This is a genomic window from Salinilacihabitans rarus (assembly GCF_024296665.1).
GTDB classification, from domain to species: domain Archaea; phylum Halobacteriota; class Halobacteria; order Halobacteriales; family Natrialbaceae; genus Salinilacihabitans; species Salinilacihabitans rarus.
In genome coordinates, this window is record NZ_CP100762.1 from 2,877,644 (window position 1) to 2,900,943 (window position 23,300).

At 69.1% G+C, this 23,300-nt stretch carries 28 protein-coding genes, 1 tRNA gene and 1 pseudogene; 18 read left to right on the forward strand and 12 right to left on the reverse strand.

The window, feature by feature from the left end; genetic code table 11:
* Nucleotides 1–17: 17 nt before the first annotated feature.
* From NKG98_RS15120 to NKG98_RS15130, 3 genes are read right to left on the reverse strand one after another with little or no spacing between them, the layout of a single operon-like run.
* A complete protein-coding gene (locus NKG98_RS15120) occupies nucleotides 18–1,337 on the reverse strand; it encodes an MFS transporter (protein WP_254766822.1) in 1,320 nt (439 codons plus the stop codon).
* A complete protein-coding gene (locus tag NKG98_RS15125; protein WP_256558426.1) occupies nucleotides 1,334–2,173 on the reverse strand; it encodes an SAM-dependent methyltransferase in 840 nt (279 codons plus the stop codon). Before NKG98_RS15125 ends, NKG98_RS15120 begins: the two co-directional genes overlap by 4 nt.
* 34 nt (nucleotides 2,174–2,207) lie before the next feature.
* Nucleotides 2,208–2,405, reverse strand: coding sequence for a hypothetical protein (locus NKG98_RS15130; RefSeq protein WP_254766824.1), 198 nt, complete (start codon nucleotides 2,403–2,405; stop codon nucleotides 2,208–2,210).
* Between the two features lie 122 nt (nucleotides 2,406–2,527).
* On the opposite strand from NKG98_RS15130, the gene NKG98_RS15135 reads away from it, so the two are divergent.
* Both NKG98_RS15135 and NKG98_RS15140 read left to right on the forward strand, forming a co-directional pair.
* Nucleotides 2,528–3,010 (forward strand): pyruvoyl-dependent arginine decarboxylase, encoded by a 483-nt coding sequence (locus tag NKG98_RS15135; protein WP_254766825.1) that lies wholly within the window; start codon nucleotides 2,528–2,530, stop codon nucleotides 3,008–3,010.
* Between the two features lie 65 nt (nucleotides 3,011–3,075).
* Entirely contained in the window at nucleotides 3,076–3,477 is a 402-nt protein-coding gene (locus tag NKG98_RS15140; RefSeq protein ID WP_254766826.1) for a DUF5811 family protein, read from the forward strand.
* Between the two features lie 10 nt (nucleotides 3,478–3,487).
* On the opposite strand, the gene NKG98_RS15145 is transcribed toward NKG98_RS15140, so the two are convergent.
* A complete protein-coding gene (locus NKG98_RS15145; RefSeq protein WP_254766827.1) occupies nucleotides 3,488–3,658 on the reverse strand; it encodes a DUF7987 family protein in 171 nt (56 codons plus the stop codon).
* Nucleotides 3,659–3,899: 241 nt separating this feature from the next.
* On the opposite strand from NKG98_RS15145, the gene NKG98_RS15150 reads away from it, so the two are divergent.
* Both NKG98_RS15150 and NKG98_RS15155 read left to right on the forward strand, forming a co-directional pair.
* Nucleotides 3,900–4,562, forward strand: coding sequence for a hypothetical protein (locus tag NKG98_RS15150; RefSeq protein WP_254766828.1), 663 nt, complete (start codon nucleotides 3,900–3,902; stop codon nucleotides 4,560–4,562).
* 186 nt (nucleotides 4,563–4,748) lie between these two features.
* A complete protein-coding gene (locus NKG98_RS15155; RefSeq protein WP_254766829.1) occupies nucleotides 4,749–5,312 on the forward strand; it encodes a hypothetical protein in 564 nt (187 codons plus the stop codon).
* Between the two features lie 48 nt (nucleotides 5,313–5,360).
* On the opposite strand, the gene infB is transcribed toward NKG98_RS15155, so the two are convergent.
* Complete coding sequence (gene infB, locus NKG98_RS15160; RefSeq protein ID WP_254766830.1) at nucleotides 5,361–7,160, reverse strand: translation initiation factor IF-2; 1,800 nt, start codon at nucleotides 7,158–7,160, stop codon at nucleotides 5,361–5,363.
* Nucleotides 7,161–7,310: 150 nt separating this feature from the next.
* On the opposite strand from infB, the gene NKG98_RS15165 reads away from it, so the two are divergent.
* Entirely contained in the window at nucleotides 7,311–7,556 is a 246-nt protein-coding gene (locus tag NKG98_RS15165; protein ID WP_254766831.1) for a PRC-barrel domain-containing protein, read from the forward strand.
* Nucleotides 7,557–7,560: 4 nt separating this feature from the next.
* Nucleotides 7,561–8,019, forward strand: a complete 459-nt coding sequence (locus tag NKG98_RS15170) for an NOB1 family endonuclease (RefSeq protein ID WP_254766833.1) — start codon at nucleotides 7,561–7,563, stop codon at nucleotides 8,017–8,019.
* A 19-nt stretch (nucleotides 8,020–8,038) separates the two neighbouring features.
* Here NKG98_RS15170 and NKG98_RS15175 read toward each other — a convergent pair whose 3' ends face one another.
* Both NKG98_RS15175 and NKG98_RS15180 read right to left on the reverse strand, forming a co-directional pair.
* A complete protein-coding gene (locus tag NKG98_RS15175; protein WP_254766835.1) occupies nucleotides 8,039–9,160 on the reverse strand; it encodes a CPBP family intramembrane glutamic endopeptidase in 1,122 nt (373 codons plus the stop codon).
* A 30-nt stretch (nucleotides 9,161–9,190) separates the two neighbouring features.
* Nucleotides 9,191–10,483, reverse strand: a complete 1,293-nt coding sequence (locus NKG98_RS15180; RefSeq protein WP_254766837.1) for a glucose-6-phosphate isomerase — start codon at nucleotides 10,481–10,483, stop codon at nucleotides 9,191–9,193.
* A 107-nt stretch (nucleotides 10,484–10,590) separates the two neighbouring features.
* On the opposite strand from NKG98_RS15180, the gene NKG98_RS15185 reads away from it, so the two are divergent.
* From NKG98_RS15185 to NKG98_RS15195, 3 genes are read left to right on the forward strand one after another with little or no spacing between them, the layout of a single operon-like run.
* On the forward strand, nucleotides 10,591–11,097 hold the full coding sequence (locus NKG98_RS15185; protein WP_254766839.1) for a DUF8056 family protein: 507 nt from the start codon (nucleotides 10,591–10,593) through the stop codon (nucleotides 11,095–11,097).
* A gap of 57 nt (nucleotides 11,098–11,154) precedes the next feature.
* Nucleotides 11,155–11,922 carry a 3-oxoacyl-ACP reductase FabG gene (gene fabG, locus NKG98_RS15190; RefSeq protein WP_254766841.1) on the forward strand — a complete coding sequence of 256 codons (768 nt, stop codon included), beginning with the start codon at nucleotides 11,155–11,157 and terminating at the stop codon, nucleotides 11,920–11,922.
* A gap of 57 nt (nucleotides 11,923–11,979) precedes the next feature.
* Nucleotides 11,980–12,453, forward strand: a complete 474-nt coding sequence (locus NKG98_RS15195; protein ID WP_254766843.1) for a DUF5812 family protein — start codon at nucleotides 11,980–11,982, stop codon at nucleotides 12,451–12,453.
* Nucleotides 12,454–12,520: 67 nt separating this feature from the next.
* Here NKG98_RS15195 and NKG98_RS15200 read toward each other — a convergent pair whose 3' ends face one another.
* On the reverse strand, nucleotides 12,521–12,862 hold the full coding sequence (locus NKG98_RS15200) for a DUF7968 family protein (protein WP_254766844.1): 342 nt from the start codon (nucleotides 12,860–12,862) through the stop codon (nucleotides 12,521–12,523).
* Nucleotides 12,863–13,102: 240 nt separating this feature from the next.
* Here NKG98_RS15200 and secF point away from each other — a divergent pair, with 240 nt between their 5' ends.
* Nucleotides 13,103–14,020, forward strand: a complete 918-nt coding sequence (gene secF, locus NKG98_RS15205; RefSeq protein WP_254766846.1) for a protein translocase subunit SecF — start codon at nucleotides 13,103–13,105, stop codon at nucleotides 14,018–14,020.
* Nucleotides 14,017–15,621, forward strand: a complete 1,605-nt coding sequence (locus NKG98_RS15210) for a preprotein translocase subunit SecD (RefSeq protein WP_254766847.1) — start codon at nucleotides 14,017–14,019, stop codon at nucleotides 15,619–15,621. The genes secF and NKG98_RS15210 overlap by 4 nt, the downstream gene beginning before the upstream one ends.
* Before the next feature lie 118 nt (nucleotides 15,622–15,739).
* Here the strand turns inward: NKG98_RS15210 and rnhB are convergent, their stop codons facing one another.
* Entirely contained in the window at nucleotides 15,740–16,402 is a 663-nt protein-coding gene (gene rnhB, locus NKG98_RS15215) for a ribonuclease HII (protein WP_254766848.1), read from the reverse strand.
* Nucleotides 16,403–16,517: 115 nt separating this feature from the next.
* Nucleotides 16,518–17,861 carry a tRNA pseudouridine(54/55) synthase Pus10 gene (locus NKG98_RS15220; RefSeq protein WP_254766849.1) on the reverse strand — a complete coding sequence of 448 codons (1,344 nt, stop codon included), beginning with the start codon at nucleotides 17,859–17,861 and terminating at the stop codon, nucleotides 16,518–16,520.
* A gap of 104 nt (nucleotides 17,862–17,965) precedes the next feature.
* On the opposite strand from NKG98_RS15220, the gene NKG98_RS15225 reads away from it, so the two are divergent.
* From NKG98_RS15225 to NKG98_RS15235, 3 genes and pseudogenes are all read left to right on the forward strand, one after another.
* Entirely contained in the window at nucleotides 17,966–19,105 is a 1,140-nt protein-coding gene (locus NKG98_RS15225) for a S1C family serine protease (protein WP_254766850.1), read from the forward strand.
* A gap of 208 nt (nucleotides 19,106–19,313) precedes the next feature.
* Nucleotides 19,314–19,514, forward strand: a complete 201-nt coding sequence (locus NKG98_RS15230; RefSeq protein WP_254766851.1) for a DUF7511 domain-containing protein — start codon at nucleotides 19,314–19,316, stop codon at nucleotides 19,512–19,514.
* Nucleotides 19,515–19,517: 3 nt separating this feature from the next.
* Nucleotides 19,518–19,710: pseudogene (locus NKG98_RS15235) on the forward strand (DUF8028 family protein).
* Nucleotides 19,711–19,786: 76 nt separating this feature from the next.
* On the opposite strand, the gene NKG98_RS15240 reads toward NKG98_RS15235, so the two are convergent.
* A complete protein-coding gene (locus tag NKG98_RS15240; protein WP_254766852.1) occupies nucleotides 19,787–19,960 on the reverse strand; it encodes an HVO_A0556 family zinc finger protein in 174 nt (57 codons plus the stop codon).
* 132 nt (nucleotides 19,961–20,092) lie between these two features.
* On the opposite strand from NKG98_RS15240, the gene NKG98_RS15245 reads away from it, so the two are divergent.
* The 4 genes from NKG98_RS15245 to NKG98_RS15260 all read left to right on the forward strand — a co-directional run bounded on the left by NKG98_RS15245 (nucleotide 20,093) and on the right by NKG98_RS15260 (nucleotide 22,278).
* A complete protein-coding gene (locus NKG98_RS15245) occupies nucleotides 20,093–20,650 on the forward strand; it encodes a metal-dependent hydrolase (RefSeq protein WP_254766853.1) in 558 nt (185 codons plus the stop codon).
* Between the two features lie 325 nt (nucleotides 20,651–20,975).
* Complete coding sequence (gene trmY / locus NKG98_RS15250; RefSeq protein WP_254766854.1) at nucleotides 20,976–21,572, forward strand: tRNA (pseudouridine(54)-N(1))-methyltransferase TrmY; 597 nt, start codon at nucleotides 20,976–20,978, stop codon at nucleotides 21,570–21,572.
* A 54-nt stretch (nucleotides 21,573–21,626) separates the two neighbouring features.
* Complete coding sequence (locus tag NKG98_RS15255) at nucleotides 21,627–22,127, forward strand: P-loop nucleotide/nucleoside kinase family protein (RefSeq protein WP_254766855.1); 501 nt, start codon at nucleotides 21,627–21,629, stop codon at nucleotides 22,125–22,127.
* 78 nt (nucleotides 22,128–22,205) lie between these two features.
* Nucleotides 22,206–22,278 (forward strand) — tRNA-Pro (locus NKG98_RS15260).
* Between the two features lie 390 nt (nucleotides 22,279–22,668).
* On the opposite strand, the gene NKG98_RS15265 is transcribed toward NKG98_RS15260, so the two are convergent.
* Nucleotides 22,669–23,295, reverse strand: a complete 627-nt coding sequence (locus NKG98_RS15265) for a TorD/DmsD family molecular chaperone (protein WP_254766857.1) — start codon at nucleotides 23,293–23,295, stop codon at nucleotides 22,669–22,671.
* Nucleotides 23,296–23,300: the final 5 nt, after the last annotated feature.

Here is a 23,300-nt window from a genome sequence, read left to right on the forward strand (position 1 = left end):
GCTTTCGTCCGCCGATATCAGTTTTCGTCGGCCGGCGAGCGGTTTCGGGCACTCGTGGGGCTCTCGCTCGTCGAGCGTACCGGGTCGGAGCGGCCGCGGACGCCGGCTAACGGCGAGGCGAGGAGCGCGAGCGCGGCGAGGACGATGATCCCTGCCTCGATCGCGAGCACGCGAGCGGCGCCGACCGCCTCGAGCAGCGGCCCCGCGACGGCGATCGCCAGCGGCGGCGTGGCCAGCGCGAGCGCTTTGACGATGGAGAAGACCCGCCCGCGGTGATCGTCCGGGACGAGCGCGTGCATCAGCGTCCGGCCGGGGACCTGAACGGCCGCGATACCCGCGCCGAACGCGGCCATACAGAGCGTCCCGGTCACGAGCGGGAGGGGTGCGCTCGCGGCGGCGATCGGGAGTGTGGCGAGCGCGACGCCGCTGACGGCCAATCCGACGATCATGACCGGCCCTCGCGATTCGGTGACCGCGTTCGGTTTCGCGCCGACGAGCACCGACCCGCAGATCGTCCCGACGAAGGTGCTCCCGTAGAGGAGGCCGTAGGCGGCACTCCCGCCGTCGAGTTGCGTCTCGACGAAGAAAGGGAGGACGACGGCGAGAGGGCCCGTCGCGACGCCGGCGATCATCGAGAGGAAGACGACCGACACCACGATCGGCGTTCGAACGACGTATCGAAGCCCGTCGACGGCGTCGCGGAGCACGGTTCGACTCGTCCCGTCGCTCGCGTCGCTCTCGGGTACGCCCGCGCTCGTCGGAACGCGACCGAGGAGGACCGCGGCGAGGAGAAAGCTCGCCGCGTTGATGCCGAACGCGACGGTCGTCCCGAGGACGGCTATCAGCGCCCCGCCGAACACGTAGCAGATGCGCGCGGCGTTCGTCGTGAGGGCTAACAGCCCGTTCGCTGCGTCCAGCCGTTCCCGGTCGACGATCGCCGGGATCACGGCGCTCCGGGCGGGCGTCACGAACGCCGCCATCGACCCCTCGACGACGGCGGCGGCGACGACGGCGGGGAGGAGCCACGACTCCGGCCCGTAGAGCGCGACGACCGGGAGCGCTCCGACGGCAACGGCCCGGGTGAGGTCGGCCGCGATCATCACCCGCTTTCGGTTCCAGCGGTCGACGAGCGCCCCGGCCGGCACCGAAAAGAGGAGGTCCGGAACGAGCGCCGCAACCGCGACGGCGGAGACCACCAGCGGATCGCCCGACACGTCGTACGCCAGCCAGATGACGGCGATCGAGTGGACGCTCGATCCGACGCTTGAGACCAGGTTGGCCGCCCAGAGGGCCGCGAAGCGGCGATTCTCTAAGGCGCGTCCGAGCCCCTCGGTCATCCTGACTCGTCGGCCCGCCCCCTCGTGATCGTCTCGAGGTGGTCCGCGGACGCCACCCGGTCGGCGAGGGCTTCGTTGACGACCTCCTTTTCGGGGACGCGGGGGACGTAGAGCGTCTGGACCGCGTTGATCTCGTCCGACATGGCCTCGAACTCCGAGAGGGCGAACGTCAGCCGTCGCGACTCCGTGAACGGGTACGTCGCCGTCTGCAGGAGGTGTACCTCGTGGTCGTCCGGATAGAACCGCTGGAGGTACCGCCGGATCCGGGAGAACCGCTCCGGGCGGTGGTCGGCCTCCGTGTACCGCAGCGTTTCGACGATCCCGATCTGCCAGATCATCGCTGGCGCTCGCGGTTCGAGGTCGTACTCGTGGAGGAGCAGGTCCGTCGCCTCGTACATCTGCACCCCGTTCGCCGCCGGATCCAGCGGGAGGTCGGCGTACAGGCAATCCATCGAGGAGACGCCGGGACGCTTCTCGACGCACAACCCGCGTTCCGGGGCCTTCTCGACGATCCAGCGGCTGGGCGAGACGAAGACGAACGGGTGACCGTACAGCGCGAGCGTGACCGGCTCGTCGCTCGCCTCGGCCGCGTCCAGAACGGTCTCGGCCATCGCCTCGTACGAGTTCTCTCGAAGGCCGCCCTCGTCGTACAGCTCACGGAGGTCCGTGACCTCGGCGTCGAACGAGTCGAGGTGTCGGCGCATGATCTCTGGCTGGTGATCCAGCAGGTACACCTCGCTCGACGACTCGAAGGCGAGTTCGACTTCGCGGGTCAGCTGTCGGGTGCCGACCATTCCGGTACCGACTACGTAGATGTCGCACAGGTGTTCTGACATGTGAGGAGGTAGGTGGTGGGCGTTCGGGGGCGGTCTAGACGACCACGATGATGACGACGGTCGAGGTCTCGATGGAGAAGACGTCGACCGCCGCCTCTTCGTCCCGGGCCGCGACCGCGTCGGCGGCGTCACCGTCCAGGTCGTACTCCTCGACCACCGCCTCCGGGTCCGAGCGCACCTTCGCGAGGAAGGATTCGTCGTTCATCGAGCGATCGATCATCGCGTCTGCCATGCGTGCGGACATAGCACCCCGGGTTACCCCCGTGTTAGTATTTAAACCTGTTTCCGAGCTGACCTGCGGCGACCGTCCCGCAAAATCGCAAGCCCTTACGCCGTCGAACCCCCAGCCCGACTATGGGAACGATCCGAATCGTCTGGGGCTCAGGCTCCGCGCCGACGGCGATGGCCTCCTACGACGCCGCGCTCGCGGACGCGGGGGTCGAGAACTACAATCTCGTGCCCGTCTCCTCGGTGATCCCCGCGACCGCCGACGTCGAGGCCGTCGGCACCGCGCCGGACCTCGGGCCGGCCGGCGAACGGCTGACGGTCGTCGAGGCGCGCGCGACGACCGCCGGCCCGGGGCGGGTCAGCGCCGCCCTCGCGTGGGCGCAGTCCGACCGCGGCGCGGGACCGGGGCTGTTCTACGAGGTGGCCGACGAGACCGACGCCGCGGACGTCGAGACCCGCGTCCGGGAGGGGCTGGCCGCGGGCCAGGAACTGCGCGACTGGGCGTTCGACGACCCGACGGTGCGCGCCGAGAGCGCGGCGGCCGAGTCGGGTTCGTACACGACGGCGCTCGTGCTGGCGGTCTACGGCGAGAGCGAGCCGATCGTCTAGGTCGGCGTTGTCGGAAGGCGAACCCTTTTTGCCGCCGGTCCCTTTGTACTGTTTAACGAATTCTCATGAACGGAAACACGCCGTACGCGGGGCTGCCGGGTGTGACGCAGGCCGGCCAGCGAGCAGCGGCGGACGTCCCGGCTCTCTCGCGCGACCAGAAGCGGGTCCTCCACCGCGACGTCTCCCGGATCGCCGCCCGGACGCGCGAACTCCTCCCCGACGAGTACGCGGTCGACTCCCAGATTTCGGCGGGCGTCGCCGGGCCGCAGGTGACCGTCGCGGTCCAGCCGCCGGTCGGCCACCCCGTCAGCGCCGGCTTCTCGCCCGACGTCGACGAAGCGACCGAGATCACGGAGGCGATCATCGACGCCGACGAGCGCGACGAGGTCGCCCGCGGACTGGCCGCCAGCGCGGCCCTGCAAGTCAAGCAGGCCGTTAGCGACGACGTGAAGCCGACGGCGCGGTAGGCCGCCGCCGTCACCCGCGGTTCAGGGACGCGGTGACCGCCTGCGGCAGGAAGACGCCGACGACGAGCAGGATCGCGACGACCGCCCGCGACCCCCAGTCCGTGACCGTGACCGCGAGTACCGTGAGGGCGAGCGCCAGCGCGACGAAGCTGGCGACGACGCGGTTTTCGCGGGAGACCATGCGGTCGCTTCCGCGTCGGTCGGACAAAAAACTACTCGCCTCTCACTTCCCCCAGAAGCCACCGAATTGTACAACAGATTGTTCACACAAAAATATCGGGGCGAATCGCGCTCCCGTCTGGCGATTTCACCCCTATCAACGGTCTGTTCGAGTACCGACGGAACTATCAGAATGAGTTTATCAGAATAGTTATCACCGCGCTGTACGGCGATTCACGTCTCAAGGGTAGTGCGACCCCACCGTGGCAAAATTAGGTCTTACAGAGGGGGTGCACACGCGGCTGGTGGGCCATCAGACTGCGCGCTCTCTCCCGCGCTTTGATGTATCACAGTTGCAAAGAGCGGGTATGGTCTCAGAGACAGTGCTCAGCACACTCGGGGGCGTTATTGTCGGTTCGCTTCTGACTGGTGGGTTCAACTATCTCAATACACAGCAGCAGGTACAGTCAGCCAACCAGCGACAACGGGCCGAATTTGTTGCAGAGAGGAAAGTTAACGAACTGTTGGACTTGTCTTCAGAAATCAGCCATTCATACAAATTTATACTGAAATGTCTCTCACTCGCTGTTGATGACGAAAGTCTTCCTGTGGAACGGCTTCTACAACTGCCTTCAGAAGTCGAAGCGAAGGGCAACGCTGCAGGGATGTTTTTGGATAATGAGAAGATGGAGCCAATTGACACCTATCACTTTCAGTTAGTGAATGCTCAGTTATTCCTTCTTGAAGCCACTGAAGAGAACATTAGTGAGATTGAAAATCATTTACTACATTCAGAATTTTTACATGAAGAAGAGATTGAAAGGCGCGCATCGATGTTCGATTTTGACGAATTCAACGAAGCCTACGCGGAAGCAAACTCCGTCCTCCGATGGGAAGTAGCGGAGCCGATAGAGAGGCTACGTTAACCCTGTAACCCGTTTCGTAGTTTCATCCAGAGATGCATAGCCGCCACACCAGCGGCAGCATATACGTCCGCGAGAAAAGCACGCACCCTACTCATCCCGCTCTAATTCCGCTCGAAACCCACACTGATAGGATAGTGACGGACACGACCCCCACTCTTTGATGTATCAAGGTTGTGAACAGCCGATATGGTCTCAGACACGGTTATCGGCGCTGTTATCGGTGTAAGCGGGGCTATAATAGGTTCATTGGTCACTGGCGCGTTCAATTGGCTATCTACACGGCAAAGAATGGAAGCCGAACGCGAAAACCTCCGAATCAGACAGCAAGCCGAGACAGAACGACGGAGAGGAGAGTATTATCTTCAGCAGAAGGTGGAGGCGCTGATGAGCCTCTATGCGATTCTCGAAGAGACACGGCGGGAGTACAAGAAAACGGCAGATAAGGCTGTGTACGGAGAGATTTCACAAGAAGAGTATGATGATGTGATTGACTGGTATCATAAGTATGAGCGAGCAATGGATAGGGCCGCAGTTTTTCTCAGCGACGAACAGCATGAGATTCTGCTGGAAGCCTTCAATAAAATTCACGACACTAACTCATTTCTCCACCGCAAGGTAGACAACCCCAAGCAAAGCGACTACTCTGAATTTGGACTATCAGAATACAACGACCGATTCAATACCGCAGAAGAGATGCTAAAAGAGGAAATCAGAGGGCCAATTGAAGCACTCCATTGCAGTCGCTACTAATGGCGCGTCTCATTTAGTCGTTGTACACAGTTGTGTGTACGATTTCGTCTACTTCCCCCAGAAGGGGTCGCGCTTGCGCCGCTTCTCGAGGTACATGTTCAGCGCTTCGAGTTCGTCGGCCGGAATCTCGCTCGCCAGTTCCTGCTCCAGAATCTTCGCGTGCTTCTCGGGAATCTCCGTCCAGAGTTCGTCGTCCTCCTTGACCTGCCGGCCGACCGTCGGGCCGTCGATGGCGACGGAGACGCGCTCGCCCGCGCGGGCCTCGTCGACGTCCTCGCCTTGCTCCTGTATCCCCTTGATCTGGCCGACCCGCTCGGGTTCGTTGTTCTCGAAGTTCACGACGAAGGCGTTGTTCCGGAGGGTGCCGGAGTTGACCTCGACGCCGACGACCGCGGGGTCGCTCTGGCGGAAGGTGTGATCCGGCAGCACCCGGAAGCGGGCGGGCCGGGTGATGTTCTTGAGGATGGTGTCCTGCTGGGCGCGTTCGATCCCTTCGACGTACTCCTCGTACTCCTCGATCAACTGGTAGATGACGTCGTCGGTGAAGATGCGGACGTCGTCGTCCTCGGCGCGGCGCTCGGCGTCCGGGAGGACGTCGACGCTGAACCCGAGGATGACCTGCTCTTTGGGGTCGTCGGCGGTCGAGGCGACCGAGACGTCCCGCGGCGCGACGTCGCCGACCTCCGCGCGGACGATGGGCACCTCGGCCTCGGAGAGCGCGTCGGCCATCGCTTCGAGGCTGCCGAGGGTGTCGGCCTTGACGACGACCCCCTCGTCTGCGGTGTCGACGGCGATGTCCGCGAGTTCGGCCTCGACCTCGCGGATCACTTCCTCGCGGTCGCGGTCGCGGACGACCCGGACGGGGGCGCCGGCCATCGCGTCCGCCAGGTCGGGGGCGGCGACCTTGATCCCGGCCGCGGCGCCGACCTCGTCGACCTTCTCGAAGCGGTTCTCGGTGCGGATCTCGGCGAGCGGGCGTGGCTGGAGCAGCGCGCGCACGTCGGTGACGATCGGATCGTTCATCCCCCCGACGACGATCGTGTCGTCGGTGCGGATCGTCCCGTCGTACATGACGGTGTCGATGGTCGTCCCGAACCCCTTCTCCTCTTTGACCTCGAGGACGGTGCCGACGCCGGGGCCGGCGACGTCGATCTCCATCTCCTCTTTCATGTACCGCTGGGAGAGGCCCATCATCACGGCGAGCAGGTCCGGCACGCCCTCGCCGGTCATCGCGGAGACGGGGACGACGCCCACGTTGCGCTGGAAGTTCTGTACCCGCCAGTAGAGGTCGGCGGAGAAACCCTCCTCGGAGAGGTTGCCGATGATCTCGTAGAGGCTCTCGTCGAGTCGCGAGCGGACCCGGTCGGACTGGTCCTCGTAGGTTCGGGTGATCGGCGCGTCCTCGGTCGGGTTCCAGCCGGGTACGGTGTCGATCTTGTTCGCGGCGACGATAAAGGGCGTCTGCGAGCGTTTCAGGATGTCGAGCGCTTCGAGGGTCTGGGGCTGGAAGCCGTCGTTGACGTCGACGACGAGGATGGCGATGTCGGCGAGCGCGCCCCCGCGGGAGCGAAGCGTCGTAAAGGAGTGGTGCCCCGGGGTGTCGATGAACAGCAGACCGGGCAGGTCGAAGTCGTCGGGGTCGACGAGTTCGCCGGCGATCGAGGAGATGACGGAGAGCGGGACGGCCGTGGCCCCGATGTGCTGGGTGATCGCACCTGCTTCGCCCTCGATGACCGCGGAGCCGCGGATCTTGTCGAGGAGACTCGTCTTACCGTGATCGACGTGTCCGAGGACGGCGACGATCGGCGTTCTGAGAGACGTGGGGTCGCGCGTATCCGTATCCGACATAGTGAACCACCCGAGAAGGTCCTTGCAAAAACGTCCGTACGCCCGTAGTTAAACCCATCGTCATCCGGGTCTCCCCCGCGAACGACGCGACGCCGACGCGCGTCAGACACCCCCGTGGTTTTTAATATCGACTACCCGAAACGGGGGTGTATGAGCGAGATACTCGCCGAGAACCTCTCGGGGAAGGCCGTCATGGGATCCGACGGTACGGAACTCGGGATGCTCTACAACATCACGATGGACCTCAAATCGGGCAGCCTCCACGACCTCGTCGTCGAACCCGACGAGGAACTCGCCCTCGACGCCGTCCGGTTCAAGTACGACGACGCCGGCCGGTTTCTCGTCCCCGTCAGCCGCGTTCAGGCGGTGAAAGACTACATTGTCGTCACGCGCTAAGGGTATGTACGTTCTCGACTCGTCGGCTTTTATCCACGACTTCCACACGACCGAACAGACCGCGACGATCCCGCTCGTCCGCGAGGAACTCGAAGACGAGAGCGCCTACCGCTACGACGCCATGGAGGGGTCGGGGATGCACGTCCACATCCCCAACGACGACACCACCGAGACGGTCCACCGGGCCGCCCGCGAGTCCGGCGACCTCGACGTGCTCTCCGAGACCGACGTCCGCCTCGTCGCCGCCGCGTTCGAACTCGACGCCACGCTCGTCACCGACGACTACGCGATGCAAAACGTCGCCGAGAAGCTGAACGTCGACGTCGAGGTGATCGCCCGCGAGGGCATCTCCGAGGTGCGCGACTGGCGGTTCCAGTGTCGGGGCTGTGGCCGCGAGTTCGACGAGGAGAAAGACCGCTGTCCGATCTGCGGCTCCGGGCTGGCGCGGAAGAACCCGACGTAGCCCGGCCTCGACGCGCTTCTCAGGCGTACGCGCCGTAGAGGTTGGCGAAGACGATGGCGTTGTAGAGGCCGTGGACCGCCGCGGGGACGAGCAGGTTCTCCGTGCGCTCGTAGACGATTCCGAGCGTCAACGAGAGCCCGAAGACGGTCGCGAGGCTGGCGAGGACGGCCCCGAACGCGGCCGTGTCGTAGGCCGTCAGGTGGACCGCGGCGAAGATGACGCTCGCGACGACGACCGCGCCCGCCCGCGAGAAGACGCCGTACAGCGACTTCTGGATCACGTTGCGGTAGAGCAACTCCTCGAACGGCCCGATGACCAGGATCGCCGCGGGGACGTACACCAGCATCAGTTCCGGGTTCTGCTCGGCCTGCTGGGCGGTCCCGTGCTGTGAGCTCTCGGCCCCGACCGCGGCCATGAGCTCCGTGATCGCCACCACCGCGGCGAACAGCGCGATCACGCCCCCGATTCCCCACGCGAGGTCGCGCAGCGACGGGACGCGCAGGTCGACGAAGCCGAGGTCGTACCCCTTCAGCCGGAGGTAGCCGACCACGAGGGCGAGCGTACCGACGGCCCGGCCGACCTGACTCAGCGCGACGAGCCCTCCCTGGGTCGGCTCGCCGACCGCCGCGAAGACGGGCAACGCGACGAGCACCGTCCCGATCTGGGTCGCGATCAGGCCGGCGGCGCCGACGATCGTCAACTCGACCGCGAGCGTCGTCCGCCGCCACAGCCCCGCGTTCGACACGCCCGCGTACTGGGCGACGCCGAGGCCGGCCGCCCCGCCGCCCGCGAGGAACGTCACGAACACGAACGGGAGCGTCCCCGAGAGCCCCGGCAGCCCGACGTCGCCGGTCGCGCCGACGTTGAGCGCGTACCCCGACGAGAGGACGACGCCGACGCTGGCGGCGACGGCGACCGCTCCGGCGCGTCGCCGCTCGACGACGCCGTACCGGCGGGCGAGGAACGCGCCGAGCGCGACGAGCGCGAGGACGGTCGCCGTCGCGACGGCCGGCTCCGCGACGCCGCGACGGATCGGGACGGCGACGCCGCCGGCGGCGACCGCCGCGAGGGCGGCGCCCGCGGCGGAGGCGGCGCCGTCGGCCGCGAGAGGGCCGTCGTCGGCCCGCGCTGTCTCGTTCATGGGTGATCGTTCGGCCGGACCCTCATAGGATCACCGTTCGACGCGCAGTTCCGTCTTCTCGGCGACCGCCTCGGCCGCCCCGTCATCCCCGCCGAGCAGCCCGCGGGTGGCCTTCTTCGCCCACTCGACGGCCGGCTGGTCGAAGGCGTTCACGCCGTAGAGTTCGCCCGCGAGGACGCAGGCGGCCTCCATCCCGTACAGCAGCCCGCCGAGTTCGCGCGCGTCGACGCGCTCGATTTCGACGCGGACGTTCGGCCGGCCCGCGGCCGCCAGACTCGCCTCGGTCGCCGCGAACTCGGCGTCGAGCAGTTCCCGGAGCGTCGCGTCCCCGAGGTAGGCGAGGGCGTCGACCTCGGTGGCGGGGATCGGCCGATCCGCGCCCGCCCGCGGCCGGACGAACGTCACCAGTTTGTCCCGCGGCCCGGCCCGGTAGAGCTGTAGCTGGGAGTGCTGGTCGGTGACCCCGAGCGCGCGCACCGGCGTCTGCCCGAGGTCGTCCTTCCCGAGGCTCTCGGCCCACAGCTGGGCGAACCACTCGGCGTAGGTTTCGAGCGACTCCGCGTACGGCATCATCGCGTTGATCCCGGCCCCGCGCCCGTCGAGGGCGTACGCCGTCGCGCCGTAGGCGTAGGCGGGACACTCGAACAGCGACCCCGTCAGGCTCTCGGCCTCCGCCCGCGCGCCGTCGAGCAGCGCTTCGAGGTCGACCCCGCAGACCGCGGCGGCGACCAGCCCGACCGCCGACAGCGCCGAGAACCGGCCGGGGACGCCGTCCGGGACCGCGAGCGCGGGCAGGCCGTGGCGGTCCGCGAGGTCCCGAAGCGGCCCCGCGTCGCCGGTCGTGACGACCGTCCGCTCGGTCCAGTCGACGCCCGCCGCCGCGAACGCCTCGCGGACGACGAGGAAGTTCGCGAGCGTCTCCGCGGTCGTCCCCGACCGGGAGACGACGTTGACCGCCGTCCGCTCTAACGGCAGGTCGGCGAGGCGCGCGGAGACCCACGCGGGGTCGACGTTGTCGAGGAAGACGGTCTCCGTGTCGTCGCCGAGCGCGTCCGTGATCGTGGCGGCGCCCAGCGCGCTGCCGCCGATGCCGACGGTCACGAGCGCGTCGGCGTCCGCGACGGGGTCGACCGCCGCGCCGACCTCGTCCGGGTCCGTCCGTTCGGGGAGGTTCAGCGCGGCGTAGCCGTGCTCGTCGTTCGCCCGCCCGGCCTCGATGCGCTCGTGGGCGTCCGCGACCCGCTCGTCCAGCCGTTCGAGGGCGTCCCGCGAGACGCCCGGCGAGGCGACCGACGCGAGCGCGTTCCCGATGTCGACGTCCATGCGCGAGACGGCGACGGCCGGGGCCAAAGGCGTTCCGTCATGGCCCCGCTCTCGGCGCGCGCGGGCCGGCGCGGGGTATATTCGCCCGCGGGCCGAACGTCCCGGCGATGGGCGAGGACGGCTACCGGGGGTTGCCCGGGGCGCTCTGGTTCGCGTTCCGCCACAGCGACTCCCTCCTGTTCAGACTCTACGCCCTCGTGGGCGCGGCGCTCGCGGCCCTGATCGCGCTGCTGTTCGCGCTCGGGCTGATCGTCGTCATCGACGCGACCGCCGACGCCTCCGCGACACTCGCGTTCTCGCGGTCGTTCGTCCTGCTGGTCGGGGTGGCCCTGCTCGTGCCGATCCTCGCGCCGATCCTGCTGGTCGCGCGCCGGCACCGCCGCGGCGCCGACGACGCCCGCTACGACCGCCGGCTGGCGCTCGCGGGCTTCTGGTTTTGCGGCTGGCTCTACGTCGGCCTCGTGGCGACGGTCCCGCCGGAACACCGGGAGGCCGCCGGCGGCCCCCTCGGGCCGGTCGTCGCCCGGCTGTACGAACTGCCGCCGACCGTCGGCCTCGCGGTCGTCTGCGCCGCCGCGGCGTCGATCTACGCCGTCCACCGGCTCTCGCGGTGAGGCCGCGCCGGAGGTACGCTTAGGTTCACACCCCGCGTACCACCGGTGGGGATTCAGATGACAGTCGAGGACTCGATAGCCATCGTGACCGGCGGTGCGAGCGGGATCGGCTACGGTATCGCGGAGGTGCTCTCGAACGACGGGGCGACGGTCGTCGTCGCCGACGTCGACGAACCGGCCGCCGAGGCGGCGGCCGACGACCTCCCGGGGCCGGCGACGGCCGTCGGGGTCGACGTGACCGAGCGCGAGTCGACCGAGGCGCTCGCCGAGGCCGTCGTCGACGAGTACGGCCGCATCGACGTGCTGTGTGCGAACGCGGGCATCTTCCCGTCGGCGCCGCTCGAAGAGCTGTCGGTCGACGACTGGGACCGGGTCAACGACGTCAACGTGAAGGGGGCGTTCCTCTCCGTGCAGGCGTGTCTGCCGTACATGCGCGAGCACGATTACGGCCGCATCGTGCTCACCTCCTCGATCACGGGGCCGATGGTCGGCTACCCCGGCTGGGCCCACTACGGCGCGAGCAAGGCCGCGATGCTCGGCTTCGTGCGGACCGCCGCCATCGAGGTCGCCGACGCGGACATCACGATCAACGCGGTGCTCCCGGGGAACGTCCGCACGGGCGGGCTCGACGACCTCGGCGAGGAGTACCTCGACCGGATGCGCGAGTCCATCCCGAAGGGGGAACTCGGCACGCCCGAGGACGTCGGCCACGCGGTGGCGTTTCTCGCCTCCGACCGGGCCGGGTACATAACCGGGACGACGCTCGTCGTCGACGGCGGCCAGACGCTCCCCGAGTCGCAACTGGCCCTCGAAGAGGTCGAGTAGCGTCGGCGGCGGCCGCGAGACGAAACCCCAAAAGCCGTCGCCGACGAACGCCCTCCCATGACCGAGAAGACGGGCACGTTCGTCGTCACTCACGCCGAGTCCGAGTCGGCCGTGGTCCGCGACGTCGACACCGCGCAGGTACACACCCTCTCGTCTAACCCGGGCGTCGAGGTCCACGACGTCATCGAGGCGACCGTCGCGCCGGACCCGCCGCTGTCGGTCACCTGGAAGGTCGTCGAGGTCGACGAACGACGGACGATCGACCTCGTCGACAGCGACCTCGAACCCACCCGCCAGTCCGTCGAGGCCGCGGGCGAGGCCGACGTCGGGGATCTGGTCCGGACCGAGCGCGCCGGTGCCGGCGAGATCCACGTCCTCTCGCTCCCGCCGGCGGAGACCGAGAGCGCGGCCCGCGACGTCCTGGAGGACGTCGAGACGGTCGCGCGGGCGGCCCGCCTCGGGGCCGTCCGGGTCGAGGTGCGCCGGTCGCCCGAGGAGGGCGTACTCAGCGTCCGCTACCTCCCGGACTGAGCGGCATCGGCCTCGCTCGCCGGCCCGGCCGACCGCGCGCCGCAGGAATAACCGTTCGAGTGGTCGCTCACGCCCTGCCCGGCCCGCCCTGACTCTGGACGCGCCAGCTTCCCTGAATGTCACAGGCCTCGCGCACGTCGTACTCGATGTCGGTGTCCTCGTCGACCCGCGGGCCGCCCTCGACGCGCTCGACGTGCAGAGGGACGTCGAGGGTGTTGCCACAGCAGCCGACGCCGACGAACTCCTCCCAGACGTCGCCCTCGCGGGCCTCCTCGCGGGTCTTGCGCAGGAACGCCCGGAACGAGGGTTTCTCGACCTGAAACCGCCCCCAATTCGAGAGGTCCTCGGGGTAGGAGACGACGACTCGCTTTGCGGTCCCGTCCGCGCGCTCGCTCGGATCGGCGCTCATGCGCGACGGTAGGGGATCGACGGGCAAAGGTGTGGCGTGCCCCGCGGACGGGGGTCCCGTCACAGCGGTAGCGAACCCACGGCGAAAGCCGTGGGAGGAACGCGTACGCGCCGTGCCACGGTTCCGCCGACGATGGCAGGGCCGACTCCCCACCGGAGTCATCCGAACGGAACTGCTTCGGCGGTGGGTGGCTGACGAATTGAGAAGGCTTACTTTGGCCGGGGGACACAGGGCGAATATATGGGCTATTTCGAGGTACCGGAGATCGACTACTCACGGTACACGAACCGTCAACTTGCGGCGGTTCCGCTCGCGCTTCTCGCGGTCGCGTTGCTCGTCCTCGCGGGCGGCTGGGTCGTCTACGGGACCCCCGTCCAGCTGGGGATGGACTTCTCCGGGGGCTCGGAGCTCACCGTCCAGACGTCGACGCCGGAAGGGGACATTCCGGCCGCGTTCGACGAGGAGCCCGAGTCGATCCAGTCGATCCAGACCGAAGACCAGTACATCGTCAAGTTCCCCGCCGCCGACGACGTCGACGGGGAGGCAAGCGGCGACGGGGAGAACCGCCTCACCCAGCTCAGGGAACAGGCGGCGTCGAACCTCCAGCCGATCGAGGGCTCCGACGAGGTCGTCCTCTCGGCGTCGTCGACCTCGGCCAGTTTCGGCCTCGAGACCCTGCGGACCGCGCTGCTGGGCCTCTCCGCCGCGTTCGTCGGCATGAGCCTCCTCGCGTTCGTGCTCTTTCGGACGTTCGTCCCGTCGATCGCCATCGTCGTCTCGGCGTTCTCCGACGTGATGATCCCGCTCGCGTTCATGAACGTCGTCGGTATCCCGCTCTCGCTGGGGACGATCGCCGCGTTGCTGATGCTGATCGGCTACTCGGTCGACTCAGACATCCTGCTGAACAACCACATCCTCCGCCGGAGCGGTAGCTTCTACGAGAGCACGTACCGGGCGATGCAGACCGGCGTCACGATGACCGTCACGTCGATGTCGGCGATGTTCGTGATGGCCATCTCGGCGTGGGCGTTCGGCATCGACCTGCTCGCGTCGATCGGGATCATCCTCGTCGTCGGCCTCGCGACCGACCTGCTGAACACCTACATGCTGAACCTCAGCCTGCTTCGCTGGTACAAGTTCGAGGGGGTGGCCCGATGATCGGGGCCCTGCGCGAGAACTGGCGGATCGCCCTGCTCGGGGTCTTCGTCGCGTTCGCGCTCGTCGCGCTGTTCGTCCCCGGGGGCGTCTTCGCCGACGACAGCTACGCCGGGGCGGAAGACGAGAGCTTCCGGGAGAGTCCGACGAACCTCGAGTACGGCCTCGGCCTCGACGGCGGCACCCGCGTCAGCGCGCCGGTCGTCGGAATGACCGTCGAGGACGTCGACCTCGGGGTCGACCCGACGACGGACGACCCGCAGGTCGTCGCCGACCGCGAGGACGAGGTCGAGGCGACGCTCTCCGAGGAACTCGACCTCGAAACCGGCGACGCGGCCGTCCGCTACGACGAGGGCAGCAACGAGTTCACCGTCGAGGTGTTCGTCGAGGACGTCACGAAAGCGGAGTTCGCCGCGGCGCTGAACGAGGCCGGCGTCGACGCCACCGAATCGGACGTCCGCGACGGGGTCACCGCCCAGACCCGCGACGAGATCGTGACGACCGTCGAGACGAAGGTCAACGAGGCGGGGCTCAGCGGTGCGCGCGTCTTCGACTCGTCCTCCGGGTCGGGCAACCAACACTACATCGTCGTCGAGGTGCCGGACATGACCTACGAGGAGGTCCGGGGCCTGCTGGAAGACCGCGGCGTCGTCGACGTCGTCGCCCACTACCCCGGCGAGGACGGCGAGCACGTCAACGAGGTCGTCCTCACGCGCGACGAGATGGACACGATCAGTCCCCCCCAGTACAACGACCGGGAGGGGTACTACTACGTCGCGGTGACCCTCGAGGACGACGCGGCCGAGCAGTTCGAGCAGAAGATGGTCGACACGGGCTTTACGAGCGACCCCGTCTGCCGCTACGAGGAGAACGGCTCCAGCGAGGGCCACTGCCTGCTCACCCGGGTCGACGGCGAGGTCGTCGACGCCCGTGGGATGAATCCCGACCTCGGCGCGGACATGGAGTCCGGCCAGTGGAAGAACAGCCCGACGTACATCCTGCCCACGCAGGACCGCCAGGAGGCGCAGGTGCTGTCGGTCAACCTCCAGGCCGGCGCGCTGACCGCGCCGCTTGACTTCGAGAACGATCAGGTCTACTCGCTCCAGCCCGCACTGGCCGAGCAGTTCAAGGTCTACTCGCTGTTCATCGGCCTGTTCTCGGTCGTGACGGTCAGCGGCGTCGTCTACCTGCGCTACACCGACGCGCGCGTCGCCGTCCCGATGATCCTGACGGCGGTCTCGGAGGTCGTCATCCTGCTCGGCTTTGCGGCGCTGATCCGGATGCCACTCGACCTCTCGCACGTCGCCGGCTTCATCGCCGTCGTCGGGACGGGGGTCGACGACCTCGTCATCATCGCCGACGAGGTGTTAGACGAGGGCGACGTCAACTCCCGGCGCGTGTTCGAGTCGCGGTTCAAGAAGGCGTTCTGGGTCATCGGCGCCGCCGCGGCGACGACGATCGTCGCCCTCTCGCCGCTGGCGCTGCTCTCCCTCGGGGACCTCCGCGGGTTCGCGATCATCACGATCCTCGGCGTCCTCGTCGGCGTCCTCGTGACCCGGCCCGCCTACGGCGACATCCTCCGGCGGCTGCTGACCGACCGCTAGACACCGGGTCACCGTTCTTCGCGACACCGGCCGGCCGCAGTTCGTACAGGTTGGCATCCGGCTCGACTCCGTGCCGGACGGGTAGCCACGACGGTTGCACACGCACGCACCGCTCGACTCAGAACTCCCCCAGACTCGCCTGCTCGGCGGTCGCAAGCACCTCCTCGCAGGTCGCCCACGACGACCGCGCGCACGGGGGTAACTCGCCCCGGTCGTCGACGTACGCTTCGAGGAACGCCCGCGTCGCCGGGTCGCTCGGGTAGCCGCTGCCGACGCCGCCGTACTCGTCGTACTCGGCCGCGATGGCGGCGACGTGGGCGTCGCGTTCGACCTTCGCGATCACGCTCGCCGCGCCGACGAGGGCGTCCTCGTCGTCGGCGCCGTGGCGCGCCTCGACGGTCGCGTCGATCCCGCAGGCGTCGGCGACCCGCCGCGCGAAGCGGTCTGCGTCGGTGTCGCAGGCGTCGCACAGTCCCGCGGGTCCCTCCGTTCCGGCCGCGTCGGCGGCGGCCTCGATGGCCTCGGCGTGGGCCGCGACCGCCAGCGAGTTCATGTCGGTCTCGGGGTCGTCGATCCGCGCGGGGGTGACCTCGGCGACGCCGATCCGGACCCCGTCGCTCGCGCGCATCCGCCCCGCCAACTCCTCGCGGCGTGTGGGCGCGAGACGCTTCGAGTCGGCGATTCCGTCGGGCAGGCGCGCGCGGTCGTCGACCCAGACCGCCGCCGCGAACATCGACCCGAGCGCCGGCCCCTTCCCCGCCTCGTCGACGCCGAACGGCATGGCCGATCCCTCGTAACCGGCCGGCATAACGGTTGTGACTCCACGGCGGGTACGTGAGACGGGCGCGCGGACGGACGACGAAGAACTCGACGAGCGACCCGGAAGCCGGTCCCGCTCAGTCGTCCCGGGGTTCGTCCCGGAAGTACGCCTCGCGCTCGAACGGCTCGTCCTCGCCCTCGACCCCCGTCACGTCGAGCGCGGTGACCTCGGCGCCGACGCCGAGCAGTCCCGCGAGGCTCGGCTCCGTGCGGCCGTCGTCGCCGCTTATCAGCTCCTTGACGTAGAGCCCGCCCTCGCCGTGGATGTCGACCTCGGCGCGGTCGGCTTCGAGCAGTTCGCCGTCGATCTCGTAGACGGTCCGCGTGCGGGTCAGGTTCGCCCGCCGGTGGTCGACGCGCTGGGGGGTGTACTGCTCGACGGTCGTCCCGCCGAGTTCGGCCAGTGCGGCCTCGAACTCGTCGGCGGAGACGGGTTCGTCGAAGGCGACGTCCGCGCGGTAGCGCTTGCTCGCGTCGTGTTCCTTGACGCGCTCGACCATCTCGTAGGTCGCCAGCCGCAGCCCCTCGACCTCGACCGCGCCGGCCGTGGCCTCGTTGATCTCGCGTTCGAGGGCCTCGACGTCCGGGCGCCGCTTTCGGGGGCGTTTCACTTCGAGGACGAACGGCCGGCCCGCGCCGAGCATCCGGGCGTCGACGTCCTCGCGACCGGCGCCGTGGAACTTGCCCTCGTCGCCGTCCATCGCCTCGACGACGTGCGGGCGGACGGCCTGCTCGACGCTCGTCTCGTACATGTACCCCGAGCCGCCACAGTGCTCGCAGGGTTCCTCGCCCTCGTCGCCGAGCTGGACGCCGTCGCCGCCACACTCGCGGCAGGGCCACTCCGTCTGCGGGATCTCCCGTTCGAGCTTCCGGTAGCGACCGTAGACGAACGCCGGGTTCACCTGGACGTCGACCGCGTGGCTCGTGACCTCGTCGTCGTCGCGCGGGTCGAACGCCTCGAGGTCGAGGACGACGAGCACGTCGGGCCGTTCGAACTCGACGTCGGCACCGGTCGCCGCGCCGACGCGGCGGCCGACCTCGCGGTTGACCTCGCGCTTGAGCGGTTCGCCGGCGTCGGCGGGGAGGCCGGCGTCCTCGCGCAGCAGTTCCTCGTTCTCCTCGACCAGCGGCGGGACGCGGCTGCCGACCTGATAGGTCTCGAACCCGACGCCGTCGAGGGCGTCGACGACCGTCTCCGCGAGCGCGTCGAAGGCGCCGCAGTACCCCTCACAGACCCAGCAGTCGGCGGGCTCGACGGCCTCGAAGGGCTCGTCGTCTTCCATGGCGACGGTCGTCCGCAGCGCCCGCCCCCGCTCGGCGTTTGCCAGACCGAAACTCCGGTCGGCGAACGGGCGCCCGAGACAGGAGTCACAGACCGGCCCCGTCGCGAGCGCCGCGCGGGCGTCGTCGGTGAGCGTCATGTCCACCCGTGGGCGCGCCGCCGGTAACACGCTTTCCCTTCGGCGCTCGCCGCCGAGCGGTCGAATAGCCGAGGTTGAAATACGTGGCGTCCGACCGATCGCGTATGCGACAGGCACCACTCGGTCGCCGCGCGTTCCTCGCGGCCGGCGCCGCGGTCGCCGGGACGCTCGCGGGGTGTGCAGGGCCGCGGAGCGAGGCGTCGGACGCGTCGATGCGCGGCAACTCCTCCGTCGGGGCGGGAATCGACCGCGAGAACCGCGCGGACGGGTCGACGTACACCGACGTCTACGAGGCGACGATCGACTCCGTCGCGCTCGTGCAGGTCGACGGCGTCACCGACCCCGCGACCGGCGAGGAGGGACGCGGCTCCGGGTCCGCGTTTCGCTACGGCGACTCGTACCTGCTCACGAACCACCACGTCGTCGCCGGCGCCGACGCGGTCGACCTCCAGTACGTCACCGGCGACTGGAGCGGCACGACGGTCGTCGGTACGGACCCCTACAGCGACCTCGCGGTGCTCGACGCCGACTACGTCCCCGACGCCGCGGCGCCGCTGTCGCTGTCCGAGCGCCGGCCCGTCGTCGGTCAGGAGGTGCTCGCGATCGGCAACCCGCTGGGGCTCAAAGGCTCGATGTCACAGGGGATCGTCAGCGGCGTCAACCGGTCGTACGCGCCGCCGGGCGCGCGGTTCTCGCTACCGAACGTCGTCCAGACCGACGCCGCCCTCAACCCGGGCAACAGCGGCGGGCCGCTCGTGGACCTCGACGGCGACGTCGTCGGCGTCGTCCACGCCACGGGCGGCGAGAACGTCGGCTTCGCCGTCTCGGCGGCGCTGGCGCGGCGCGTCGTCCCGTCGCTGATCGAGACCGGCAGGTACCGCCACTCCTTCCTCGGGGTCGAACTCGCGACCGTCGACCGGCGGATCGCCGCGGCGAACGACCTCGACGAGGCGTCGGGGGTCATCGTCGTGGACGTCCTCCGGGAGGGGCCCGCGGCGGGCGTCCTCGACGGGAGCGACGGGACCGACGGGACCGACGGGTCCGGCCTCCCCGTCGGCGGCGACGTGATCCGCGAGATGGCCGGGCAGCCGATCCCCGACATGCACGCGCTCACGACGTTCCTCGCCCTCGACACGAGTCCGGGCGATACCGTGCCGATCCGCCTCCTGCGCGACGGCGACCCGACGACCGTCGAGGTGACCCTCGGCGAGCGGCCCGCCCCGAACGGGTGGGCGTCGGGGTGAAAACCGTTCGAAAGCGGTGCTTACCCCGGCGGAAGACCCCTCCTACTGGCGGGCTGTGGCCCGTAGCGCGGTCGTCCGCGCCGATCGCCGCCGTCGCTCGACCCCGGTCAATTCGACTGAATTCGGAGCCAACGGGGCCGGTTCGTCGCGCCGGGAAGGTATAGCCTATCGATAACAATACCCCGCTCGGCCGTACCGAAGACCCGTCATGAGCTCGGACCCCGACGTCGACACCCGGCGCGACGGCGCCGACCCGCAGTCGCCGCCGATCGATCACGTCACGGTCGAGAACGACGACGCGCCGAACGAGTGTGCGCTCTTCCCGCGGGAGGCGAGCGAGGAGGAGCTACTGACGACCTGGATCACGGCCCACGAAGGCTCGTACGTCGACCTCGAGTCGATGCGGTGACGGATGCGACGCGGACCCGGGCGAGCGATCACCGTCGTCGGCTTCTGGCTCGGCGCTCCTGCCGGTCGCCTACCTCCCGGTGTTCGTCCTCGGGGTGGACTCGCTCGCGCGGCTCTGGCTGGTCCTCGGGCTGCTTGCGGTCAACGCGCTCGCGCTGATCGTCGGCCACGACTATCCGGCGAGTCGCACCCGGTGAGGGTGGCAGATCGGCGCACCCCTGTCGGGTCGACCGCGGCCCGTGGCACCGGCCCCCGCCGGCCGCGACGGCCCGATCACTCGCCCGAAATCGCCCAGAACTGCGCCCGGGGCGTGCCGCAGCTATCGCAGACGGCCGCCCTGTTTCCCTTGTACCGCTCGCGGACGAGCGTCCCGTCCGCGCAGAACTCGCAGCCCCGCCCTTCGAGCGCCGACAGCACGCCGCGCCCGCTCGACAGTGATTCCGCCATACACCGAGGTGTCGCCCGACGCGGCGGAAACCGTTGGCCCTGCCCCTGCAATGTGGGTTCGGCTGACGGTCACGGCTCGCGACGCGTCGGGAGCCGAAGCGCCTATGCCGCCGGTGAGCGAAGCCCGGGCCGATGTGGCCCTGGGGACACCTCGCCGTCGCGTACCTGTGCTACCGCGTCTACGCCCGTCGACGCTACGGCCGGACGCCGCGAGCGCTGCCGGCGGTCGCGCTCGCCGTCGGCTCGCAGGCGCCGGACCTGCTCGACAAGCCGCTGGCGTGGACGGCCGGCGTCCTCCCCGCCGGCCGGACGCTCGCGCACTCGCTTTTGTTCGCCGCGCTGGCCCTGCCCGTAGTCTACGCGCTCGCCCGTTCGGCGGGCCGCGCCGAGGCGGGGGTCGCGTTCGTCGTCGGGCACCTCTCGCACCTGCTCGCCGACGTCCCGCCCGCGGCGTTCGCCGGCGACCCCGCGACCGCGGCGTACCTCGTCTGGCCGCTGCTCCCGGCGCCCGAGGAGGTTGCCGTCGCCGGCATCCTCGACGCCATCCTCACCTACTACGCGATGGGGCCGTTCGAGTGGCTCCAGCTCGGCCTGTTCGCCCTCGCGGTCGCCGCGTGGGTCCGCGACGGCGCACCCGGCCTCGAGTACGTCCGACTTACGGGGCTCGACGCGACGGGCGCGGGGCGGTAGGCACCGGTCGACGTCCGCCGGCCGCGTCGCGTACGGCTCGCGTACTCCGGGTCGGCTCGCCGGCCCGTTCGCGGCCCGCGGACGGGGACGGCGGTAACCTCGACCCCTCGAATCGGTACGCGCCAGATAGTGATAGGGGTCGCCGTCGTCCGTCGAAACGCGCATCCGCCGGCCACGGATGCGCCGTGTCCCACCGTCCGTGATCGTCGCCGTGGGCGCGGCCGGGTCGCCCGTCCCGCGCCGTCTCCTTTCGCCTTCCGTCCTGCCCCCGCCCGACCCGGATGCGAACCGGGGCGCCTATTCCCGCCGCGCCCGTCGATCCGCCATGCGCCAGTTCGTGCTCATCGGCCACGACGTCCCCACCGAGCCAGACTTCTCGCTCGACGACCTCGCCGGCGGCGCCGGTCGCCTCGACGCGCTCTGCCGGTCGATCACCGCCTCGCTTCTGACCTCCCACGGCATCCGCGAGGACGTCCGCGTCCACCTCGTCGCCCGCGACGAACTGACGATCGTCTTCGACGGGGCCGACCTGCGGCGACTCAACCCCGACGAGCGAAGCACCGCCGCGCTCGTCCGGAAGGCCTTAGAGCACCGTGAGGAGGCCATCGGGGCGCTCCCCGCCGAACCCAGCCCCGGCGTCGAACTCTACCGCCGGGGCGTCGCCGAGACGCTCGCGGCCGTCGCCGACGAGGGGACCGTCGTCCAGCTCCACGAGGACGGCGAGCCGATCGTCGACGCGTCCGTCCCCGAGGACCCCGTCTTCGTCCTCTCGGACCACCGGGACTTCACCGACGAGGAGGCCGCCGAACTCGAATCGGCGGCCGACCTGCGGGTTCGCCTCGGGCCGACACTGCTACACGCCGACGACGCGGTCGCGGTCGCCCACCACTTCCTCGACACCGACGGCTACGAGCGGTTCTGACCGTCGGGAAGCGCAACCGACAAGACCCCGCCGTCGCATCTTGCGACGAACGACATGTCCGAGCGAACGCGACTGGTCGTCGTCTGCGGGCTGCCGGGGACGGGGAAGACGACGGTCGCCAGGACCGTCGGCGAGCGCCTCGGGGCGACGCTCCTGCGGACCGACGTGGTGCGAAAGGACCTGTTCCCCGAGCCGTTGTACGCCGACGCCGAGACCCGCGCGACCTACGACGCGGTGTTCGAGCGCGCGAGCGACGCCCTCGACCGCGGCCGTCCCGTCGTCCTCGACGGCACCTTCCGGCGGGCGCCGCTGCGCCGGCGGGCCCGCGCGCTCGCGGCCGGCGCGGACGCGGCCTTCGACCTCGTCCGGGTGACCTGCGCCGAGGACGTCGTCCGCGAGCGGATCGCCGCGCGCGAGGGCGACGAGAGCGACGCCGACTTCGAGGTCCACCGCCTCCTGCGCGCGGAGTTCGAGCGCCCGGCGATCGACCACCACGTCGTCGACAACTCGGGGACCGAAGCCGAGACCCGCCGGCAGGTAGAATCGCTGCTCTGACCGCGCGGGTGGCGTCCAGGCGTCCCGGCAGGGGGTTTTCGGAAGCGTTAAACGACCGGACGCCCACGGTTCGAGTGCGGGCCGGTGGGGTAGCTTGGTATCCTTCGGCCTTCGGGTGGCCGTAACCGCAGTTCGAATCTGCGCCGGCCCACTTCTCCCGCACTTCAAACCGCCGAGCGGCGCGGCTGCGACGCGAGGCAACCGACGTGCGGGAGTCGACGACGGCGCGCAGATTCGAATCAGGGAGGAGCTTCGCTCCGACCGTGGTTCGACATCTGCGCCGGCCCACTTCTCCCGCATCGCAACGCGAGGACCGGAGTGACGAGTCTGCGCGGGCGAACGGACCCGAGCAGCAGCGAGGTCGTGGTCAACGACGACGGTACGGTCCGGCTCTTTTCCGAGAAGAGCCGTCGGGTGATCGCAGCGCTCGCCGCGGACCTCGAACGGAAAGATAACCAACGCCGCCCCGCGTCGCTCCCGTCTTGTACTACCTCTCGTCGAACGCCCGCTGATCCGTGTCAGCGAAGTCGAGGATTTCGGATCACGCCGTCTCCGTAACGACCACCTCCAATCGCTCGGATTCAGCCGACAGAACCGCGTCGGTCAGGCGAACGACCGCCGCGTAATGTTCGGGCGGATTCGACTGCAACACGGCGGCTTTGAACTCACCGAACCACTGCTCGAGGTGGTCCCGGATGAACGTACGCTGCCGTTCGACGCTTTCGACGTCGCCGCTCGCTTCCCTGGCCCGCAACTCGCCGAGAAACTGGAGTTCGATACCGACGTGGTCCGCCGGTTCGTGTTCGTCGTCGTCCGTGATGTCCAGACCGGCTTCCCTGTACTCGTTGCGCACTGCCGTGGTCGACGCGCCGTAGATGGTCCCCTCACGATAGAGGGACTCGTACGGCGGGTCCGGTGACGCCTCGGAAAGTCCCCGGAAGAGACGCGGAAAGGCTGGCGAGACGTCTTCGACGTCGTCGCGGTCGGTCTCGCGAATCGTTTCCAGGGGGGATTCGACGTTCGCGGGCAGTGTTCCGTCGGCGTGGGTGAGCCAGGCGTCGGCCCACTCGCCGAGTGCGTCGAGTTGGTCGGCCGTCGGTGGTTCGAGATATACCTCTCCGAGGGTCCGATAGACGCGGGCGGTCGCAGTCGTGGTGATGGCCGTCATGGTGG

Coding starts and splice junctions, on each gene's coding strand:
- NKG98_RS15120 (WP_254766822.1), bottom strand. CDS start 1,337: ATGACCGAGGGGCTCGGACGCGCCTTAGAGAATCGCCGCTTCGCGGCC.
- NKG98_RS15130 (WP_254766824.1), bottom strand. CDS start 2,405: ATGGCAGACGCGATGATCGATCGCTCGATGAACGACGAATCCTTCCTC.
- NKG98_RS15170 (WP_254766833.1), top strand. CDS start 7,561: ATGTACGTTCTCGACTCGTCGGCTTTTATCCACGACTTCCACACGACC.
- NKG98_RS15265 (WP_254766857.1), bottom strand. CDS start 23,295: ATGACGGCCATCACCACGACTGCGACCGCCCGCGTCTATCGGACCCTC.
- NKG98_RS15140 (WP_254766826.1), top strand. CDS start 3,076: ATGAACGGAAACACGCCGTACGCGGGGCTGCCGGGTGTGACGCAGGCC.
- secF (WP_254766846.1), top strand. CDS start 13,103: ATGGGCTATTTCGAGGTACCGGAGATCGACTACTCACGGTACACGAAC.
- NKG98_RS15155 (WP_254766829.1), top strand. CDS start 4,749: ATGGTCTCAGACACGGTTATCGGCGCTGTTATCGGTGTAAGCGGGGCT.
- NKG98_RS15230 (WP_254766851.1), top strand. CDS start 19,314: ATGAGCTCGGACCCCGACGTCGACACCCGGCGCGACGGCGCCGACCCG.
- NKG98_RS15175 (WP_254766835.1), bottom strand. CDS start 9,160: ATGAACGAGACAGCGCGGGCCGACGACGGCCCTCTCGCGGCCGACGGC.
- NKG98_RS15165 (WP_254766831.1), top strand. CDS start 7,311: ATGAGCGAGATACTCGCCGAGAACCTCTCGGGGAAGGCCGTCATGGGA.
- NKG98_RS15180 (WP_254766837.1), bottom strand. CDS start 10,483: ATGGACGTCGACATCGGGAACGCGCTCGCGTCGGTCGCCTCGCCGGGC.
- NKG98_RS15210 (WP_254766847.1), top strand. CDS start 14,017: ATGATCGGGGCCCTGCGCGAGAACTGGCGGATCGCCCTGCTCGGGGTC.
- NKG98_RS15220 (WP_254766849.1), bottom strand. CDS start 17,861: ATGACGCTCACCGACGACGCCCGCGCGGCGCTCGCGACGGGGCCGGTC.
- NKG98_RS15135 (WP_254766825.1), top strand. CDS start 2,528: ATGGGAACGATCCGAATCGTCTGGGGCTCAGGCTCCGCGCCGACGGCG.
- NKG98_RS15240 (WP_254766852.1), bottom strand. CDS start 19,960: ATGGCGGAATCACTGTCGAGCGGGCGCGGCGTGCTGTCGGCGCTCGAA.
- rnhB (WP_254766848.1), bottom strand. CDS start 16,402: ATGCCGTTCGGCGTCGACGAGGCGGGGAAGGGGCCGGCGCTCGGGTCG.
- NKG98_RS15195 (WP_254766843.1), top strand. CDS start 11,980: ATGACCGAGAAGACGGGCACGTTCGTCGTCACTCACGCCGAGTCCGAG.
- NKG98_RS15255 (WP_254766855.1), top strand. CDS start 21,627: ATGTCCGAGCGAACGCGACTGGTCGTCGTCTGCGGGCTGCCGGGGACG.
- NKG98_RS15200 (WP_254766844.1), bottom strand. CDS start 12,862: ATGAGCGCCGATCCGAGCGAGCGCGCGGACGGGACCGCAAAGCGAGTC.
- NKG98_RS15125 (WP_256558426.1), bottom strand. CDS start 2,173: ATGTCAGAACACCTGTGCGACATCTACGTAGTCGGTACCGGAATGGTC.
- fabG (WP_254766841.1), top strand. CDS start 11,155: ATGACAGTCGAGGACTCGATAGCCATCGTGACCGGCGGTGCGAGCGGG.
- NKG98_RS15185 (WP_254766839.1), top strand. CDS start 10,591: ATGGGCGAGGACGGCTACCGGGGGTTGCCCGGGGCGCTCTGGTTCGCG.
- NKG98_RS15225 (WP_254766850.1), top strand. CDS start 17,966: ATGCGACAGGCACCACTCGGTCGCCGCGCGTTCCTCGCGGCCGGCGCC.
- NKG98_RS15245 (WP_254766853.1), top strand. CDS start 20,093: ATGTGGCCCTGGGGACACCTCGCCGTCGCGTACCTGTGCTACCGCGTC.
- trmY (WP_254766854.1), top strand. CDS start 20,976: ATGCGCCAGTTCGTGCTCATCGGCCACGACGTCCCCACCGAGCCAGAC.
- NKG98_RS15145 (WP_254766827.1), bottom strand. CDS start 3,658: ATGGTCTCCCGCGAAAACCGCGTCGTCGCCAGCTTCGTCGCGCTGGCG.
- infB (WP_254766830.1), bottom strand. CDS start 7,160: ATGTCGGATACGGATACGCGCGACCCCACGTCTCTCAGAACGCCGATC.